Annotated in this window: 24 protein-coding genes; 15 read left to right on the plus strand and 9 right to left on the minus strand. The window is 49.8% G+C overall.

The window, feature by feature from the left end:
* The first annotated feature begins 488 nt into the window (after positions 1-488).
* Genes cas1 through cas4 form a run of 3 tightly spaced genes read left to right on the plus strand, consistent with a single transcriptional unit; the run spans position 489 to position 3,098 of the window.
* On the plus strand, positions 489-2,246 hold the full coding sequence (gene cas1 / locus JCM14467_RS07390) for a CRISPR-associated endonuclease Cas1 (protein ID WP_054849664.1): 1,758 nt from the start codon (positions 489-491) through the stop codon (positions 2,244-2,246).
* Complete coding sequence (gene cas2, locus JCM14467_RS07395; RefSeq protein WP_054849665.1) at positions 2,246-2,527, plus strand: CRISPR-associated endonuclease Cas2; 282 nt, start codon at positions 2,246-2,248, stop codon at positions 2,525-2,527. The genes cas1 and cas2 overlap by 1 nt, the downstream gene beginning before the upstream one ends.
* On the plus strand, positions 2,502-3,098 hold the full coding sequence (gene cas4, locus JCM14467_RS07400) for a CRISPR-associated protein Cas4 (protein ID WP_252901049.1): 597 nt from the start codon (positions 2,502-2,504) through the stop codon (positions 3,096-3,098). Before cas2 ends, cas4 begins: the two co-directional genes overlap by 26 nt.
* On the opposite strand, the gene csa3 is transcribed toward cas4, so the two are convergent.
* Positions 3,062-3,778: a CRISPR-associated CARF protein Csa3 gene (csa3, locus tag JCM14467_RS07405; protein WP_054849667.1), complete on the minus strand. Its 717-nt coding sequence runs from the start codon at positions 3,776-3,778 to the stop codon at positions 3,062-3,064. The genes cas4 and csa3 overlap by 37 nt on opposite strands.
* 175 nt (positions 3,779-3,953) lie before the next feature.
* Here csa3 and JCM14467_RS07410 point away from each other — a divergent pair, with 175 nt between their 5' ends.
* The 7 genes from JCM14467_RS07410 to JCM14467_RS07435 are packed head-to-tail and all read left to right on the plus strand — an operon-like array spanning position 3,954 to position 10,199.
* On the plus strand, positions 3,954-4,220 hold the full coding sequence (locus JCM14467_RS07410; protein WP_054849668.1) for a hypothetical protein: 267 nt from the start codon (positions 3,954-3,956) through the stop codon (positions 4,218-4,220).
* A gap of 8 nt (positions 4,221-4,228) precedes the next feature.
* Positions 4,229-4,378, plus strand: coding sequence for a hypothetical protein (locus tag JCM14467_RS16980; RefSeq protein WP_252901050.1), 150 nt, complete (start codon positions 4,229-4,231; stop codon positions 4,376-4,378).
* Positions 4,379-4,384: 6 nt separating this feature from the next.
* Positions 4,385-5,479, plus strand: a complete 1,095-nt coding sequence (gene cas7a / locus JCM14467_RS07415) for a type I-A CRISPR-associated protein Cas7/Csa2 (protein WP_252901051.1) — start codon at positions 4,385-4,387, stop codon at positions 5,477-5,479.
* 40 nt (positions 5,480-5,519) lie between these two features.
* The gene (cas5a, locus tag JCM14467_RS07420) at positions 5,520-6,368 is read left to right on the plus strand and encodes a type I-A CRISPR-associated protein Cas5a (protein WP_054849670.1); all 849 of its coding nucleotides are present in this window, start codon (positions 5,520-5,522) and stop codon (positions 6,366-6,368) included.
* On the plus strand, positions 6,340-7,533 hold the full coding sequence (locus JCM14467_RS07425; RefSeq protein ID WP_252901052.1) for a hypothetical protein: 1,194 nt from the start codon (positions 6,340-6,342) through the stop codon (positions 7,531-7,533). Before cas5a ends, JCM14467_RS07425 begins: the two co-directional genes overlap by 29 nt.
* Positions 7,534-7,543: 10 nt before the next feature.
* Complete coding sequence (gene cas3 / locus JCM14467_RS07430; RefSeq protein ID WP_252901053.1) at positions 7,544-9,463, plus strand: CRISPR-associated helicase Cas3'; 1,920 nt, start codon at positions 7,544-7,546, stop codon at positions 9,461-9,463.
* A gap of 1 nt (position 9,464) precedes the next feature.
* The gene (locus JCM14467_RS07435; RefSeq protein ID WP_252901123.1) at positions 9,465-10,199 is read left to right on the plus strand and encodes a CRISPR-associated endonuclease Cas3''; all 735 of its coding nucleotides are present in this window, start codon (positions 9,465-9,467) and stop codon (positions 10,197-10,199) included.
* Here JCM14467_RS07435 and JCM14467_RS07440 read toward each other — a convergent pair.
* Positions 10,189-10,425 (minus strand): hypothetical protein, encoded by a 237-nt coding sequence (locus JCM14467_RS07440; protein WP_252901054.1) that lies wholly within the window; start codon positions 10,423-10,425, stop codon positions 10,189-10,191. The genes JCM14467_RS07435 and JCM14467_RS07440 overlap by 11 nt on opposite strands.
* Before the next feature lie 9 nt (positions 10,426-10,434).
* A complete protein-coding gene (locus tag JCM14467_RS07445; protein ID WP_252901055.1) occupies positions 10,435-11,361 on the minus strand; it encodes a hypothetical protein in 927 nt (308 codons plus the stop codon).
* A gap of 451 nt (positions 11,362-11,812) precedes the next feature.
* On the opposite strand from JCM14467_RS07445, the gene JCM14467_RS07450 reads away from it, so the two are divergent.
* Complete coding sequence (locus JCM14467_RS07450) at positions 11,813-12,049, plus strand: antitoxin (RefSeq protein ID WP_252901056.1); 237 nt, start codon at positions 11,813-11,815, stop codon at positions 12,047-12,049.
* Between the two features lie 167 nt (positions 12,050-12,216).
* On the opposite strand, the gene JCM14467_RS07455 is transcribed toward JCM14467_RS07450, so the two are convergent.
* Entirely contained in the window at positions 12,217-12,513 is a 297-nt protein-coding gene (locus JCM14467_RS07455; RefSeq protein WP_054849677.1) for a 4a-hydroxytetrahydrobiopterin dehydratase, read from the minus strand.
* A 102-nt stretch (positions 12,514-12,615) separates the two neighbouring features.
* Between JCM14467_RS07455 and JCM14467_RS07460 the strand changes: the two genes are divergently transcribed.
* A complete protein-coding gene (locus tag JCM14467_RS07460; protein ID WP_054849678.1) occupies positions 12,616-13,047 on the plus strand; it encodes a hypothetical protein in 432 nt (143 codons plus the stop codon).
* A 20-nt stretch (positions 13,048-13,067) separates the two neighbouring features.
* Here JCM14467_RS07460 and JCM14467_RS07465 read toward each other — a convergent pair whose 3' ends face one another.
* The 5 genes from JCM14467_RS07465 to JCM14467_RS16990 all read right to left on the minus strand — a co-directional run bounded on the left by JCM14467_RS07465 (position 13,068) and on the right by JCM14467_RS16990 (position 15,832).
* Positions 13,068-13,790, minus strand: a complete 723-nt coding sequence (locus JCM14467_RS07465; RefSeq protein WP_252901057.1) for a cytochrome ubiquinol oxidase subunit I — start codon at positions 13,788-13,790, stop codon at positions 13,068-13,070.
* A gap of 92 nt (positions 13,791-13,882) precedes the next feature.
* Positions 13,883-14,131 carry a hypothetical protein gene (locus tag JCM14467_RS16985; RefSeq protein WP_252901058.1) on the minus strand — a complete coding sequence of 83 codons (249 nt, stop codon included), beginning with the start codon at positions 14,129-14,131 and terminating at the stop codon, positions 13,883-13,885.
* 44 nt (positions 14,132-14,175) lie between these two features.
* Complete coding sequence (locus JCM14467_RS07470; RefSeq protein WP_252901059.1) at positions 14,176-15,342, minus strand: cytochrome ubiquinol oxidase subunit I; 1,167 nt, start codon at positions 15,340-15,342, stop codon at positions 14,176-14,178.
* Positions 15,339-15,467 (minus strand): hypothetical protein, encoded by a 129-nt coding sequence (locus tag JCM14467_RS19455; protein WP_256359230.1) that lies wholly within the window; start codon positions 15,465-15,467, stop codon positions 15,339-15,341. The genes JCM14467_RS07470 and JCM14467_RS19455 overlap by 4 nt, the downstream gene beginning before the upstream one ends.
* An 8-nt stretch (positions 15,468-15,475) precedes the next feature.
* Complete coding sequence (locus tag JCM14467_RS16990) at positions 15,476-15,832, minus strand: cytochrome ubiquinol oxidase subunit I (protein ID WP_252901060.1); 357 nt, start codon at positions 15,830-15,832, stop codon at positions 15,476-15,478.
* Between the two features lie 289 nt (positions 15,833-16,121).
* Here JCM14467_RS16990 and JCM14467_RS07475 point away from each other — a divergent pair, with 289 nt between their 5' ends.
* The 3 genes from JCM14467_RS07475 (at position 16,122) to JCM14467_RS07485 (ending at position 18,164) form a co-directional block, all read left to right on the plus strand.
* Positions 16,122-16,607, plus strand: a complete 486-nt coding sequence (locus JCM14467_RS07475) for an EVE domain-containing protein (RefSeq protein WP_054849679.1) — start codon at positions 16,122-16,124, stop codon at positions 16,605-16,607.
* Entirely contained in the window at positions 16,568-16,954 is a 387-nt protein-coding gene (locus JCM14467_RS07480; RefSeq protein ID WP_252901061.1) for a hypothetical protein, read from the plus strand. Before JCM14467_RS07475 ends, JCM14467_RS07480 begins: the two co-directional genes overlap by 40 nt.
* A 223-nt stretch (positions 16,955-17,177) precedes the next feature.
* Complete coding sequence (locus JCM14467_RS07485; protein WP_252901062.1) at positions 17,178-18,164, plus strand: phospholipase D-like domain-containing protein; 987 nt, start codon at positions 17,178-17,180, stop codon at positions 18,162-18,164.
* Positions 18,165-18,349: the final 185 nt, after the last annotated feature.

Consider the following 18,349-nt stretch of genomic DNA (forward strand, 5'->3'; position numbering starts at 1 on the left):
TAAGAAATTCGCCGTGGACATGTCAATCCTTGTGTACACGGACTTTCAATATTCTATTGAAATCTTCCAACATAAAACGGTTGAACGGTTCCGCATCTACGGCAGACCAGCTTTCAATATTCTATTGAAATCTTCTGTTTCGTTTGTTTATTTGCCCCTTTATAAGTCTTTCTTCCTTCGTGTTTTGCTTCCGTTGGAACATCTTTCTACTCCTAATCTTTACGGTTCGTGCTTGTTCTCACGGTCTGCATTAGGAATTGAATTCTTGTTCCCACGGAATTTCAACCCCTAAACACCGAGCCTGTTCCAATGGTACTTTATCCATTGTAAAATGGAGAAAGTGCATGGTACCATGCACTTTACACGACCAATGATGCTTTCAATTACACAAGGAAACACTTAAAATAGTGTGTATGGTACCGTGCCTGGGGCATTGTGCCTTGTGCACCGTGTGAGTGTTTATTTGCCCCTTGGTTTGTTTCTTCTCCGTGCTTGGTAGGGTTCTTGATAGGGTTAGGGTGTTTGGTGTTGGGGATTTGCCCGTTGAGCTTCGTGGTTGGTCTAGGGAGGTTGGGGAGGTGGATTTTGAGTACCTGCACTGTTTCCGAGGCCTTCAGCCGTGCCCCACCCATAGGGATGTTTATGTGAGGAGGGTTCTTGGTCTTCAGCCGAGGGTTAATGAGTCATTGAGCATTGGTAGGGCGCTTCATGAGTTGTTCCTCGCACCGCTCAGGTTGGTTAATAGGGTTAGTGCCGGGGACGTTATTGAGGAGTTGAGCAGCCTGAAGACCCAGTTACTGAGTGACCTGCCCAGGGACCTGGTTGGGTTTGGTAAGGTCGTGTTTGAGGCATCGTCCAGGATCTTGATGGACCTGGTCTATGATGGTTACCCAATACCCGTGGCCGTGGAGCCGAGCCTGGAGGGCACGGTAATCGGCTTCTCAGACGTGATCAGGCCCGACCTGGTCATCGGCTCCGTGCCCGTGGAGGTCGTGGTCTCAGACAACCCGGATTACCTGGCTAGGAAGGAGCTAGCGCTGGCTGTCTATGGCATGGCCGTGGAGGCCCACCTGAGTAATCCCGTTAATTATGGGGTCCTGGTCGTGATCAACCCCAGGGTTCAAACCATGCAGTTTAGGCACGTGGTATTAAGCGACTCGCTTAGGCGTGAGGCTATTAAGGAGAGGAATGAGGTGGCCAGGATCGTGTCGCGTAGGGATGACCCTGGCCCAGCCCCTAAGTGCCTGACTCATGCCCGCTTAAGGATGTTTGTAGGGGTGTTGGTAATGTCGAGGTTAATAGTGTCTAAGCCCTCGAGAATATACGTTAGGAGGGGCGTGGTTAGGGTTAGGAGTGCTGATGGTGAGGAGTTGGTCGTGGACTCTACGGTAGACTCCATCCTCGTGGTTTCGTCTAGGGTCTCAATAACGTCAATGGCCATTAGGGCGTTGAGCAACATGGGCGTTGACGTGGTCTTCCTTGCCAGGAATGGGGAGCCCGTGGCCAGGGTCTACCCACCCATCATTAATAAGACGGTTATGACTAGGAGGGCTCAGTACGAGGCCCTACTGAACGGTAAGGGGTTGTACGTGGCAAAGGTGATTACTAGGGCTAAGATCATGAATCAGGCAAACCTGCTCAGGTACATTGGCAGGAGTAGGAGGATTGATTCTTTGAGGGATGAGGCCGTGAAGCTCGATGAATTGGCCATGGGCCTGGAGAGGGCCGGCGAGGCCTCCAGTATCATGGAGGTTGAGGCCCAGGCCGCTAGGCATTACTGGCAGTCCATTGCCCAGGTGGCGCCCCCTGAGTATGGGTTTAAGGGTAGGGACCAGGACGGTAAGGACCCACTCAACCTAATGCTCAACTACGGCTACGGCGTGCTAAGGTACATAGTTGAGAAGGCCCTGCTAATCCACGGCTTCGATCCATACGCAGGCTTCCTACACGCGGATAAGAGCGGTAAGCCGAGCCTAACCCTCGACATTATGGAGCCCTTCAGGCCCATTGTCGATAAGGCCCTGGTCTTCGCCGGGCTTAGGGTCGATGTGGTTAGTGGCTTCCTCAGTTATGAGTCGAGGGCATCGATTATAAAGACCGTTACGGAGGAGTTTCAGGGCAGGGTTTACCTGGGCGCTAGGTCGACGACGCCGCTTAAGGTCCTTAATAACTTCATTGAGGGTTTGGCTTCGTACCTAAGGGATGACGTTAATGACTTGGACCCACCCGTCATTAGGTGGGGTTGATGACTTACGTGGTTGTGTTCTACGACATATCGGATAATAGGGCTAGGCAGATTATCGCCGATAAACTACTTAGTAAGGGGTTGACTAGGATCCAGAGGAGCGTATTCGTGGGTAGGGGCGGGCACGCGCTCGCTAAGGACTTGGCGCGTTACCTCAGTAGGTTTGTTGGCATTGGTGATAGCCTGGTGATCATGGTCGTTGGTGAGGAGTCCATTAGGTCCATGATAATGGTGGGTAGGGGTGGCGCCATTGCCAATGCCTCAAGCGTTAAAATCGTCTAGCCCGCAAATACCCATTGCCCTGATCAAGGAGTTCACTTACTGCCCACGCTATGCATACTACCTAGTGTTTATGAGAGGTATTAACTACGTGACCGAGTCAATGGAGGCCGCATTGGAGGGCAATGCGGACCTGGACAAGGCAGTGAGGGAGTTGTGCGGTGGAGCTAGTAATGTGCTTAGGGAGTACCCGGTCTACTCACGGTCCCTCGGAATATACGGTAGGATAGACTACGTATGCCTTTACCATGACCACGCAGTCCCAATTGAGGTTAAGTGGTTGAGTAGGGTCTCGAGGAGGTCCCTACTCAGTAGGCATAGGCATTACCTCATGCAGGCCGTCGCATACTCAATGGCTGTTGAGGAGACCCTGAGGACCGTGGTTAAGCACTTCGTAATACTAACGTCGGGCGGCCACCTAATTATTGAGTTAACGCCGGCCCTCAAGTCCGCATTAGCAAGTTTAGTAAAGGAGTTGAGACTCATGATAGCCAATGAGAGATTGCCCAAGGGAGTTAATGACCCACGCAAATGCAACTACTGCGCCTTCCGACGACTCTGCAGGTTGGCGTAGAGCCTCGCCAATATCCTGCCTGGGCCCGTTAGGGAGAAGCACCTATGTCTCGAGCCGCCCGAGCCTGCCACTAATTTCATGTCCTCGAGGTCGTACAATTGCCTCCTGACTGTTGAGGAATCCTTACCGAGCCTATCAGCCACCTCATCAATACTAACGCATCTGCCCAATCCACCAACATCCTGGATCGCCATTAGCACTTCGATCAAACCCTCACTCGGCTCCACCACCTCAAAGGCGTACAACGCCTCCGTTAGGTCCAGGTAGTCCGTCAGGTTTTCGGAAACCACGAATAGCCTGACCTCCTTATTAATCGCCTTCCTAAGCATGGCAGCCACCAGCGGTGAGGCGGCTGAGAATGCCCTGACACCGCCGGTTATTGCTATTATCACGGAATCATAATCATTGACGTGCCTCATAACCGCGTCGAAAATCCCGATCACCAGGTTTGTTGGGTCCCCGGTATTGACGTACTCGGGAATCACTCTCAACTCCCCAATCCTCCTCAGGAAATCCCCAAGATCCCTCAACGCCTTCTCGGACCTAGCCCTCTCATCACCGCTGGACTGCTCCGGAATCAACGCCAGGACTGCATCACCACCGCCAATACCCACCCTAACTAGGAACCTCACCACGTAATCCACCTGGAAGCCCAGTGGGATTACGTATAGCTTATGCACAGTACTGTGCGCATTAACTAGTTAAAATGCATTGTTTCATGCACACAGCACGTAACATCACGACCACGTAACATCGAGATTTACCCAACGTCCTCTGTGCATGATAACGTGAACACAGCATAGAGTTCTCTTCACGATGGCTATGTTTAAATAATGGGCCTAGAGACGGTTAGTAATGGCTGAGACGCAATCAGTGGACTTACGTAGTAGGTTCCCGGGAGTCATAAGCCTACTCAGGTTCTTCAGGGCCGCCAATCAGCTATACATGATTGATAGGTTCGCAAATGCCCCAGACCCTCACACGGCGCTTGAGGTGTTGCGTGAGATGGAGAGCATTGTCCTAAGGTTGACTCCGGAAACGATTAAGGTGGATAATAGGCAGGTCAGGGCATGCCTCCATGACAGGATTAGGGAAAGTGAGACTGAGCTGTATAGCGATTAGGTGCCATAGTGGGTAGGAACGAACGTAATGAACTAATATTCGCCGTGAGGTGCCCTAAATTGCCCACTGATAGAGAGCTTGACGAGTTGAGGAGGGCCCTGGACAGTTATGAGTTGAGGCCGGCAGAGTTAGCGGCGTTAGATGGCGTGGAGAGTTAAAGGGTGATGGGCATGGGCGTTTACGTAAGCTTCTCCTTCAGGGTGTTGGTGAATGCCGAGGCTATGAATGCCGTTGAGTCCCTGGGCAACATAATAAGGCATAGGAAGGCCACAGTAATAGTACCCAGGGGTAATAGTCACCAGGTAGTCACGGTACCCGTGGTTTCAGGCGAGGCAATTAGGCACGGCTATCAATTCGAGCTGGCTAAGTTAGCTAAGGTTAGGGGCATTAAAGTGTGTAAGCTTTGTGAGCAAGGCGAATTTGTTAAGCATGGGATTGAGGATCTCATAAGCAAGCTTGAGCCTGACCTTTATAAGACACTGAGCAGCGATGATGTTAATCTTCGTGACAAGGAGTACGCAATTATCGAGTCATGCGCCGTTGAGGATATCGCCGGCTTCCTGGTGCCCATGAGGAACGTCCAAATAAAAAGGACGAGCAGAGTCGAGGTCAGCTACATGATACCTGCAATTGACGGCCTTAAGTACGGCCTGGATACACAGTTCCACGTTAGGCACGCACCACAGGCGCAGCAGGCGCTTGGTCAGCAGGGACAGGCGGCTCAACCTCAGTCGATATACTACATTGAGTCGGCGAGCGCTATATACACGTTCACGGTAAACATTGACCTGACGGGTATTGGGCAGGTCTCGAACTGCATATACAGGGAGGGCAATGATATTAAGATAGACTGCAATAAGGCACTAGACCCCAGCGAGAGGGTTAGGCGTGTTGAGTTGGCCCTGGACGCGTTGGCCGAGTTAATTAAGCGTGGGCCCATAGGTGGGCACCACAGTAGTTATAGCCCGCATTGGCTGCCTGGGAGTGCTGTGGCGTTGATAACCAGGCCAATACCCACGGTGGCCTATCCAGGGCATTACACGAACTTCATAATCAAGACCCGCGACTTGGCTGAGGGCAATAGGGCGTTGCTGGGAGGTAATTACGCCTACGTGTTGGTGGCCTTTAAGGATGATAAGGTTGACCCAGGCGTGGATGTTCAGGGTATCAGTGAGGCTAAGTACTCCATACCGGAGTTCTTCATGGCTGTTAAGGAGATTGCGTTGAATTGGGTTAGGGAGGAGTTTGGCGTTAAGTGAGGGTGACGCCTCTAATGACCCTTAAAATGGCCATTGCAATATGACACTTCACTGGGGTTATTGGGTCAGGTACCCATACGCCAGTGCTAGGCAGGATACCTACGTATTGCCCCAGCCATCGACACTCGTCGGCATGCTGGTTAGTGGCCTGTCAAGGGCGTTAAGTGGGCTGTGTGGGTTGAGGACTCCCGAGGTCGTTAAGACGGGCGGCGGTTACCTGGTGCCCATGGTTAAGGTGTTCCTACCCTCGATTAGGCAGGTCTACTTCAGGGTTGTTGAGGGCTGGGGGTTCAGGGTGATGGACATCACGAGGCATTTCCAGGGGCCGTACATAAGGAATGAAAACCTTGGGGATGTGAGTCAGTGGTTTGCGGTTAGGGTTACCGGCAAGGTCTATGCGCCGTCCATGAGTGTTGAGACCGCATACCTAGTGGACATTGATGAATTCGGTAAGGCACTAAGTGCGTTAGGGTGTAATGTGGATCCGCACATAGCCCTAGTGGCTGGGTTGCTCTCGGTAACGAGGATTGGGCCTGTCGAGGGGTTGGTGACGGTCAATAGCGTTAGGGTGGCCGATGTTGAGGAGTCTAGTAAGTTAATGAACGAGCCATGCCCATACTTCGAGGTCTCCGAGGAATACGCGAGTAAGTTAAGCGGTTTTAATGAGGCGACCATCGCCAGGTTCTGGGACTGGAGGAGCGTTGAATTCTGGACAGATAGGAGAGAGCCCGCTAAAACCATAACCTATGTGATACCACTTAGGAGGAGCTACACGGATGGCGGCTTAATATTACCATTCACGAGGTGCACCCTCTTAAGGAACGTAGTCACCAGGACATACCTGGTCAGGGTTGATGGCCATGAGCACACCTACCCTAAGGCTCGATGATCTACCGCCAGCATTTGCAAGTAAGTTACTCTACTCATTATTCAGTCACTTCCTAGGTGAGGGCATTGAGTATGATGAGGTAACAAACACCGTAAAATGCACGGACTGCAACAAATTCATGAACGAATTGAAAAATTACGTGGGGTCGCAGGGATTTAATAACGTAATGTCCAGGTATTTTCAATTAATTGATGGCATGAGCGCTGGTAAGTGCTTGGGGACTCGAATAGGTAAGGTTCAGGACCTCGTTAAGGGTATCCTCAATAACATGAGACCGCGTGATGTGTTTGCGGAATTGAGCGCCGTAAATATACAGGCGGGTTCAACCTACGTTAAGATCACGTGGGGTACAGGCAATTTTATTGGCTTCAACCTGACGCCACCCATAATGGCTAGTGTGGATTACATGGAGGCCCTGAAGAGGTTCATGCCGGAACTCCTCACTGTAAAGAGGGATCGAGTTAGAGATTTGTCTAAAGACGTTGTTAGTGGGTCGTATAAGGCAGTTGAGGTGAGTTGCTTAGTGTATGCGTTGGTTGCAATTGGGTATTCACTATCCGTAATCACACGTTTTGAAGATACCTATGCATTTATAATACCGCTAACGTTCGATAGGGAGCTCATTGAACGTATGAGAGCGGGCAATGTTAGGGAGAGACTCGAAAAAGGGTTGGCGAGGGTAAACATAAATACCGTGGAGGATCACTTGATAAATTTACTCTTGGTCTCTGCGATTAGGTCGAGGAGTGGTGCTGTTGAATTGGCATTGCTCGAGCGTGGTGGTGGTAGAAATTTGATGACTAAGGCTGAGTTTGTCATTGATTTATCCATGTATAGGCCGTTGGTGGAGGCGTTGATGGCTTATGATACAGGGAATTCATTTACAGAACTTGTGGCCGCAGTGATTAGGGATGAGCAGTCCAGCGAGCCGGATAAGAGGGATGTGGCTGGTAAGTTCTCGGATGTCTTGAGGAAATTACTGTTCATAGCGTCTAATGTGGGTAACGCCGAGACTCACGCGTATGAGGCCCTGAGGGTCCTTGACTCCATAAATCCCAGTGACCTCGATAGAATAAGTGGCGGCGGTACGTATAGGTGGGGCCTCACGAAATTGCCTGAAATAATAATGGATACCCTCGAATTAAGTAAGGCAATGTTCTCCTAGGTGGTTGTTGATGGCGTTCCGCGACCACGTTCTTAAGAGTATGAGGGAGGTTTACGGCAGTGTAAGGCCTGGCATAGTTAAGTTAGTGGAGGGTGTTGAAGAAATGCTTGATGGTGGGCTGCTGATAGTTAGGCTGCCCACCGGTTACGGTAAGTCAACGGTGACTAGGTTTATTGCGCCGGTCATTAAGAGTGTCGGTAGTGAGTATGGCATTAGTAGGGTCATCCATGTACTACCTCTAAGGAGCATTATCGAGGATGTGTATGTTAAGACGGTCAACGATTATGATAGGTATGGGGACAAATTAGGCGTTTCCAGGGATGATGTTGCCTATCAGGCTTCGATTATGATCGATGAGGGGCGTAAGGACGAGTTATTCCTATCCCCATTGATCTACACGACGCTGGACAGCTACATGCTGAACTTCGCGAAGGTTACGCCGTATAGGACTAGGTACGCGTCCTTCGAGGCTGCGAGGGCGGCCATATACACGGCCATCACCTTCTTCGATGAGGCTCACCTATTCGCTGAGGTTGATGAGGCCAGAGCCTACACGTCGCTGGTGACCGCGATCAATAGCTTGCTGGAGGCCAGGCTGCCCGTGGTCGTGATGACGGCCACCGTACCCGACGACTTGGTGGCTAGGTTAATAAACGATATGAACCCATTGAGGTGCATGGTGTTGACGATGGACAAGGCCTCCAAGGGCCCTGACAACATCATGGGCTGTAAGAACGTGGTATTCTTCGACAGCGGTTATCAAGCCGGGTGGGTAGATACGGAGGTTGTGAATGTTAAGGGTGATGGTACCGACAAGGTGGTTGACTTAGTCAACGGGTTGGTTAATGAGGGTAAGAGGGTTTTGGTGGTTAGGAATACCGTTAGGCTGGCCATAAGGACCTACATGGAGCTCAGGAAGAAACTACCCAAGGAGGTCAGCATGGGCCTGCTTCACGGCAGGTTAACCCATGGAGATAGGGAGAGGGTAATAAACATGTTAAAGAACTTGAGGGTCCTCGTCGCAACGCAGGTGGTTGAGGCTGGGGTTGACCTGGATTACGATGCCTTAATAACTGATGCCGCACCCCTCGCCCAATTAGTCCAGAGGGTTGGGAGGATCTGTAGAAAGCGCTTGGAGTGTAGTGGTAAAGCGTATATATTGAATGGTGATGACGAGTACTATGTTAAGGCCGTTAAGGGTGTCTATGACGTAAATCTAGTTAAGAAGACGGTAGAGACCATAAGCGAGGTCAGGAAGGTTGATTGGAAGGTGCCGGACTCGACGAGTAGGGAGTCGTACTTTAAGTTGCTCAACGAGGTCTATAGTGAGTACTATAGTAATTTGAAAGTAGACCATGACCTGAGGGATGCGTTGAAGGCGCTGGATGGCGTAGTGACCATGCATAGGTCGGACGCCGAGGCCGTGCTGAATAAGTTATGTAGCTTCGTGAGGGAGGGCCAAATGGTGACGCTGATAATTAATTATCAAGAGTGCATGAAACAGGACAGCGACGCTATAGGTATTATGCGCTGCCTTGAGGAGAACTCCATAAACCTAGACCTGGACTACCTAAATAGGAGCGTGGATAAGAAGCATATTCATGAGGAGGTGCTCGACATAGAATACGGCAATGTTGAGGTTTTGGCTATGGTGGGCACGACCACTAAGGCAGAGACGAATGCTAAAAAGGAGGGGTTGATTAAGCCCATCATTGAGGAAGTATCAATACCTCTGAGTCAATTAACCCGTAATAATGAGTTAAGCTGCAGTAAATTGAATAGGCTTGACCGCATCCTCTACGTGAGGGTTAAGGAGAGTGGGTTAACTGACATCGAGGACGCAATCATCCGCGTGGTAGCCCTTGGAATTAAGGCGAGACCCGATGCATACTACAAAGAGTTAGGTCTCAGCACTGACGTTGGTGATTAGGATGCTTGCCTGGTGCGGCCATGACCTAACCCAACACCTCAGGAATACATACACGCTGGTGGTGGATCCGAGCAATTACGAGTATAGGAATAGGGTGAACCTTGACTCGCTTAAGAGGGAGATTGACACGGTAGTCTCGCGTTTATCCAGGATATTGGGCATGGATGGAGAATTCGTTAAGGAGGCGCTCGCCGTATCCGCCTACCTACATGACATCGGTAAGGCAATAAGGTATTACCAGGGCGTCCTGCAGAATAAATGCAGTAAGGATGAGGAGAGGATATCGTTGAAGGGCCATGAATTAGTGTCAATGTGGGTCGCATACCACGTCTTTAACGCCCTAAACGTTAAACTTAAGGAGCCATTCCTGGCAGGCATAGCCCTACACCATAGTGCGAGGAGAAGCCTTGATGAAGCCTACATAGGTTTGATGAAGAACTTAACCATAACGCACAGCGATGTGGATAATATAATCGCCATACTTAAAGAATTAAATAGGTTAGGTAAGGCCTGGCTTGACATTGATTATATTGCCGCATGGCTTCATCAAGACATAGACCAAATCGTTAAGTTGAAAATAAATGATTACATAAGAGAGTTAGTGAATAGTGGCGTGAGTAAATACGGTGAGTTGGTAACCTACGTAATTTCTATTGTCGATGACGTAGATTCATACATTAACCGTAAAGGATTCACACCAGTAATTATACGCAAATTCTTTGTTTCTATTTCATAAAATATTTCCTTTTAATTTTTGAGAATATAGGTATTTTTGAAAGTATTTTCGTAAAGTCTTTAAATCGACTCGAAACAATATCCTTAGCCTTATGTGCGCATTCGTTAACGAGTTTGGTGAAGTCATCACAATTATCGGCACAGATTATAACCTTACCACCTATTAAAGGGGAGCCTACACTTAACTCACCGCATACTCTTTGGCTCCTATCCTCATTAATTGACATCTGCATCACCTAGAATTCGTCGTATACCATATTCCGCGTTTCATCATCAAGCCTTCCTGCACTTATTAATTCAAGCCTATGGTTTATACCGTGTTTTGCATACCTCGTTAATTCCTCCAACTGATATGTGGCTATGTATGTTGTGACGTATTTCTCAATGAAGTCTTTGGCCCTTTCATCCTGTGGATTCCGTATTATTGCCTCGGGCCTATACGTGGTTATGATTATTGCCGAGTACTTCAACGCCTCGCTCAGTGTTTCGATTAGGAATCCCGAGTATTTAGATGGGATGCCGTCGAACCCATCATCAATGAGTACTAATGGCCTTACCGAGTACTCCTCATATAGGGCCTTCACTAATGCTTTAGAGGATTTAAGTATGAACATGCTTAACTCACCAAGGCTTAGCTTAAGCAGCGTCTCCTCCCTGCCCTGCTCGAGGTGAGTTTCAATTGGTATGCCCTCGCTCAATTCCAACTCTCCTGAAATGTTGTACTCCTCATGCGCTATTGGCGGTATCCTAGTCTTTAGCAGTATTGATATTGGCCTGAGCAGTGGGCACTCGCTCTCCCTGGGCCATTTGCTAACTAATTCATGGAGTTTCTCGATTTGCTTAAGAGTTATTGAGTATAGGAGTTCCCTCAGGCCGTGAGGCCACGCCACTATGGCCGACACCCACATGGTTAAGCCCGGAATCAAGCCCTTAGCCTGGTCCAGCGTTAATGTCTCCAACCTGCCGCTCCTAAGTATTAATTCAACGCCAATACTACCATTCACATTAACTAGGCATGCGTAGTCCACGCTGCCTGGGTCGTAGCCAATGTTCCTTAATCCATCATAGACTTGGCTGCCCTCAACGCATACCTTAACCATGGACTTATTATGTAACTCAACGTAATTCCTGAACCCTGCGTTATGTAGGATTTCGCTAAACACTTCTTCAAATTTATTGATAATGTTCTCATTTTTATTATTAATAATAATTTCCTTGCACTTTACAGGTAAACTCTGCTCATATGCTTTCCTGTACGCGTCTAGGATCATTAGGACAGGCTCCACGTAAAGTGCCCAGGCCAGCATGGTTTTCCCTGAGCCTGGCATCCCAATTAGGAAGTTTAGCCCGTTGGGTTCCCAGTACGGGCTTCCATCCACTATTAGGCTGGTGATGATGCCATAGCCTGAAGCTCAAACCTCACATCAATGATTATGCTAAGCCAATTTAAAAACTTCAGATCAATACAGTACGTTATTTCCGGCAATCTCAAGCACAGTAATTTAATATTGCGTCACACATCCTTTACGGCTCTGCTTTCCTGGTGCGTTTAATTGTTAACATCTTAGTAAACTTTAGTAAAAACTATAAATGTTTACAGTTATGTATTACCATGTGACGAGTGCTGTAATATCGATTAGGGTGGATGAGGAGTTGAAGAGGGAGTTGGAGGAGCTTGGGATTGACTATGCAGACTTGGTGAGGAGGTGCCTGGAGGAGGTTGTGAGGAGGGAGAAACTGAGGAGGGAGGTTGAGAGGGCGGATAGGATTAGGGAGGGGTTGTTGAGGGTTCACGGTGTTTTTCCGTCCCTGGCTGAGTTGGTTAGGGAGGATAGGGATGATGATCATTGATACGCCAGCTCTCCTGGCTATCTACGTTCCAGGGGTTGAGCGGCTTTATTGGCTTTAATGATTGAGCGTGGGTGGTTATAACTTCATATTAGGAGTATTATTCTTATTTTACGATACGAAAGGTATTGAATTCCTGGGCTTACGGGGTTGTTGGGTGGTGGGTGGGTTTAGGTCTCTATTTTGTCTTGCCACTTGCTTATTAGTTCGTTTATTTTCCTGGCCATCTCCAGATCCAGTTGCGTTATCCCTCCCTCGTCGTGGGTCGTGAGTTTTAGTGTTAGGTGTTTCCACACGATGACCATGTCTGGGTGGTGTTCCTCCCTTTCGGCTAGTTGGGCTAGTTCGTTTATGAAGGCTATGCAGTCCATGAATGTTTTGAACTCGAGCTCCCTAACGATGTAATTGCCCTCAAGCCTCCAGCCCTGGGGCAGTGACTTGAGTATTTCCTCCCTGGTGAGCCTCACGGTTCCTGCTGAGTAACTGACTATTAAGTGCTGTGCCTTTATTCGGCGATTTTTAACGTCCGTGGCGGTGGGTTTTTATTTACTGCCTGGCGTTTTTAGTGGATGTCTATTGGGGATAAGTCGCTTAGGGAGGACGAGGTAGACCTATCGGAGGTTTCTGAGCTTGTGGATTTCCTGATTATGCAAGACATTAAGCGCTATCTTCCTGCCTGGGTTAGGGAGGCTTTGGGTGTGAATGTTGATAAGCTTGGGAGGAGGGTTGTTGAGGGTGTCGGTGAGTTTGATGGTTATGCGGAGTTCGGTGATAAAGTTATTGTGGCTAAAATCATGGTAACGCTCAGGCTCAGGGATGTGAGGGACTTCGTAGAGAAGGTCAACAGGCTAAGGCAAAGCATGGCAGGTAAGGAAGTCATCGCCATAATAGCCCACGTATTCAAGGGAAGGGGCTTCAACAAGGCTGTGGAATTAGCCAAAGCAAACGGCATTAAAATAATCAAACACTACGGCGAGGAAGACTTTGAAGAAATTACGTAGATTTTAATCGTGCCCCTACATCATTCCTCGGGCAAAAATCTCTTAATTACTGCGTAATAGAGAGTTATTGAGAAGATGGCTGTGAAGGCTAGAGTTGATAGTAGCATTGTGTAGATGGCGATTGGTGGTATTGGTATTAGTGTGTTTGTGAATTGTGTTATTGGTAGGCCCGTGTTGCCGTTTATGAATAGGTATGGGTACCTGGATCCGTCGTTTACGTACTCCATGAGTATGAGTATTGCCTCTGCGAGTATGCCTGTGCTCATTGTGGCTGGCCTGGTGACTTTGCCCTGTAGTGTTGTGTAGAAGGCATATATGGCTGTGGTGGCTAGGGCTATGGTTAGGGCTATGGCCATGTAGAAGGCTGGGTAGAACATTGCCGTGGTTGGGTCGTAACCGAGTAGTGGGCCTGCGATGTTCCTGGCTATGTATGGGTCGTACCTCTGGAGCACCGTGTAGTAGTAGGCTCCGGCTATTGCCTGTGGGACGAGTAATAGTAGGCCTGTGCCTAGGGCTATCTTGATGCCCCTAATGTTTAGGTTCCTCCTTGTGGCGAGTACCGTGGCTGTTACGAAGGCCCCGATGTCCATGGCGCCAATCAGCGTGTGGGCTATGAGAGGTGGGTATACTGGGTTTGAGAGTGCGGTGAGTGGGTTAAGGCCGTTGGTCGTGTATTGCATGTAGTCTAGGCCCGCGAAGAGGTATCTGAAGCCTATTGGGACTAGGAGTACGGATATGGCCATTGGTATTCCGATTAGGCTGTGGGTCCTTGGGCTTACCCTGCCCCATAGGTGCCAGTAAATGGCTATGAGTGGTATGCTGATGAGTATTCCCGTCAGGCTATGGCCACTGGGTAGAAGTAGGTCCTCATGAATATGGCCGTCATTGATGGGAATAGGCCGGCCATGAACACGGTAAGTATCGTGCCCCAGACACCGCCGAAGAGCTCTGACACAACCATTAGCCTAAACATGTCCCTAGCCGTGGTCTCCAGCCCCGCGTCGTTGCGCCTGTACGCTAGGTACCTGGTTATCACTGTTAGTACCGTAGCCCCAATTATCACGTTAACGAAGACCAGGTGCATCTCCAGGGCGAAGCGAGGACGGCGAATGAGAGTAGGCTAGGTAGTCACTCATGGCCGCCCACCCCAACCAATTCTCTTACCCTGTCCAGTAGGCTTGGCCTTGTGGCTACGTAGTACATTGCCAGGGCACCAACAATGGCTATGGCAAGTAGGATAATGACTACGAAGGCCACGAAGCCGGGCGTTATGGGGTCGCTTGTCACGACTTCGTTCGTGGTTATTAGGCCGTAGACTGTCCAGGGCTGCCTACCAATCTCCCTCGCTGCCCAGCCGGCTGTTGCCGCTATGGCTGATAGCACCGCCATTGCCGAGGCTAGGAAGGGCATCACGTTGTCGGCGCCTATCAGTACGCCGAGTATTTCGTTGTTTATGAAGTCCGTTATCGCGGATAGCACGGGCACCCTGACCAGGTAGGTGAATAGTACCAGCACTGCGGCTATGGCAAGTAGTATGCCGGCGCCAATCATTGTGTAGTAGAAGGTACTAACCAACGGAGCCAACGGCTCTAGGGCTAGGACAGCCGCCTCGCAGTTCTGGGCTAGCGTCACGTTGGCCATTGGGCCGAGGTAGCTGAGCATCCTTGGGTCCAGCTCGCTGTATAGTTGGCTGAAGGTTGTGTTGCCTAGGGCCTGGCATTGGACTAGGTAGTACTTGAAGCCGTATAGTGGGTGGCTTGGGTTTCCGTAGGCGAACAACGCCTCTATTGGGTCGTAATACTCATACCCATAGACCCCTGGCCCACCGGTCAAGGTGGTCAGTGCCGTGAACTTGGGTGGTTGGTAGGCGACCACGTCATCACCCATGAAGTGGCCGAGGACTATCGGCTCGATGAGGAGGACTATGGCTAGTACCCAGAGTAGTGGCTTCAGTAGCTTGATGTACCTGCTGTCGTGGGTCCTGAAGAACCTTATTGATAGGGCTAGGGCCACGGCGCCAACACCGATTGCGTAGGCCGCGAGTAATGTGTGGAGTGTGGTCACTATTGCGTCTGGGTTTACCATGGGTAGCCATGGGTTTGTGAAGTAAGTACCGACCATTGAGGTGAAGTTGGCGTTGGTTAGGGCCACCGAGCCAGCGCCATCTATTGTGTAGTGCAGTAGTAGGGCTGCGAGGTTTAGTGTTGCGGTTAGGTTTGCGGCGTTTGGTCCGTAGGTTGGTAGGAATGGGTATAGGTCGTGTGGTATGTCGCCCATTCCCCAGGGCACGTTCATCCAGCATTTGCCGTTAGTATGAAGTAGCCTGAGAGTGAGCCGAGGAGCCACGCGGCTATGAGTATGCTGAGGGTGTACTTGGCACTCCACCTGCCTATGGCGATTATGAAGAGGACTACGAGCACTGCCTCGCCTATGAAGCTATGGTTGCCTCGTAGAGTAGTGGTATGAAGGCTGAGGAGGAGAAGAGTAGTATGCTCGTCGGCCAAATGTCCAACAAACCAAACTCTACTATGGTCCCCGTGACTGCGCCTAGAGCGAAGTTCACGGCCCAGACCATGGTCAGGGTCTTGGAGTAGTTCAGGAATAATTCGTCCCCGGTCCTGTACCACTTAATGAGCCATGCGAGTATGGCTAGTGGGAAGCCTAGGGTGAAGGATACGAAGACTGCGTGTAGGTAAATACCGACTATTGTCATCACCATGGCGTTGCTGACATTGGTACTATGCACGTAGACCTCACCGAGTGGCCCCAGGGCCGTGTAATCCATTCCTGGTCGCGCAGTTGATTTGGCTACTACTTAAAATGTCTGGTGTATTGATTAATTATCATAATTAATGATTCACTGCTAAATTTGCTGAAGCTGGTGCTTGGATTTATTTATTATTTAATTGCATTCAATTGAATAATTGCGTGGTGAGACCTCGGCAAAAGTTTTTCTCTGGTTTTTGCAGAGTATTACCTGTGAATTATTGGCTAATCATTGTTAGGGAGAGGACATTCATGGACATTGCCGAGAAGGGGTTCTTCGGCTGTAGGGACCTGAGTGCGGGCTATTGATGACTAGGGTTAGGCCTGGCACTAGGCTTGTGGTTTTCGTGAGTGGCTTCGGCTGTAAGTCCTACTGTAAGTCCTTTGTTGGTGTTCTTGAGGTTGTTGGGGATTGGGTTAAGGCTAGCAGCAAGATTGGTGATTGGTCACACGTTGTTGAGGTCAAGCCAATAGCCCTGGGTAGGGTTGAGCTTGGTGCCGTGGCTGGCAAGCTGTCCTTCATCAGGGATAGGAGGAGTGTTACCGAGGCCCTGCACTCCGTCGATCCGGCTAACCCCAAGGCCATGCCCATGCCACCTGAGGATGCCGAGTTAATAATGAACGAATTAAGGAGACAATCAACGCCGAGGCCGGCTGTCGAGACCCTGGCACAGGTGCTGGTGAGACCAAGCCTGCCGTGGCCAGGGCGGTTGCCGAGACTCAGGGTGTTGGGTCTACTGACGCCATTGGGTTGTTGGTTGAGGTTGCCCAGTTGCTTGGTTATTACCCTGTGAGGGATGTTGAGGTTGGTGGTTATAGGCTTGGGCTTGCCTGGTGGGGTGATGAGGATGAGTATAGGGATGGCTTGGCGCCGCTGGCCGTGTTTGAGGTCGTGGAGAGCCCCGAGCAGGTCCTGGCGAGGCTTAAGCATGCGAGGGATCGTTGGAGAGGCGTTAGGCTATACGCCATCGTCGCTGATGAGAAGGCTAAGCGTAGCCTTGAGGCGGCCCTGAGGGGTTCGTTTCATGAGCTTAAGAGGAGGGTTAAGGTCATAATGCTTAACGAACTCCAGGGCCTTGTCCAGGACCTCAGGAAGCACGGTGACCTAGTCAGGGAGTTCGTGATGTTGGGTAGGGATTGAGTCTCATGGTGTTAAGAAAACCTATTATGTCCTGATGGCATGATGTGGTTAGGTAGAGGGTCTAATTAAAGGATCTATATTAGGAGGATACCCGGACTTACCCTTTATGGCCGATGTCCCAACCCAGTACTTGTATTGACCATGGCCCTGACCTTTATCACATTGACGTTTTAATTAATAACACGATATAATACTTAAGTATATGGCTCATTAACAATGCCTAATGAGTAATGCACTCATTGACATTTGCCATAGACTTGATGAGTGCCTAGGCAGGGCTAGGGACCTTGGTGGTTTAACGCTGTTTGATGCCGCGTCTGGTTTTATTGACTATGACGGCCTATCATACGCGCTTAATTACCTGAGTGGTGTGGGCGATATTAGGGTTGTGGTTGGCGACCTTGGCTCAGTGCCGAGGGTTGTCTATGAGAGGTGGCGTGACGTGATCAGGGTTTACCCTGACCTCCACGCTAAGCTTTACCTGCTCGGTAACGGGCTCGCCATTGTTGGTAGTGCCAATTTAACGAGAGGTGGTCTTTATGGTAATGTTGAACTGAACGTTATGATAAGGGATGGGGAGCTTTATGAACGATTAATGAATTATTTCGATGAGCTTTGGCGAGCAGCCAAGCCGCTCACTGAGGATTACGTGGAGGATGTTGAGGAGGTTGAGGTTAGGAGCGCCAAGCATAGTGTGGCTGAGTTCGTTAATAGGGTTAATAAGGCATTGGCAAGTATCCTCGGCATTAACGAGAAATGCCTAACCACGTTTAACCAGGTACAATGCTCGATTATCGTGGCCGAAGCCATCAACAGGAGGTTCCGTGACTGTAGTGATTTACCGGAGAACTGCGTTGTAGAGACAGTGGCTGAGGTTTTGAATCTTGAGGTTAGGGAGTTGGCTAGGCGGTTAATGAGGGAACCTGGCTCGGCCATTGTGGCTGGGCACCACCTATGTTGGGTTAGAACCTTCATTAACCTGCTGAGGACTGGGCGCGTGGATGTTGATGAACTTAGCAGCGGCATTAAGATTTATAAGGCCATGGTTAGGGCAGCATCGCGGGAATGCCCTGAAAGGCCGGTAAGGCGGCCAACGAGGAGCTTGAGAGGCTTAAAGATGAGCGTTACAGGGATAATTATGTTAGGTGGAAGATACCGTACAGACTACTGCCGCTGGCCCTCGTACTCCCAATCACCAATTGCAGACTAGTTGGTACACGCAGGAAGGGTGGTAGTATGTTGAGGAAACTGGTTTGCGAGTAATGAGGAATAAAATCATCCATACCTAATCGGGGACTTCTAGGCCCAGGGCCTTAGCACGGCCTTCATAATCTCCACGGCTCTCCTGGCCATGTTTAGTGAATTCTCGCATCCTGCTACCATAAATATCCCACG

Source organism: Vulcanisaeta sp. JCM 14467 (genome assembly GCF_001316245.1).
Taxonomy (GTDB): domain Archaea; phylum Thermoproteota; class Thermoprotei; order Thermoproteales; family Thermocladiaceae; genus Vulcanisaeta.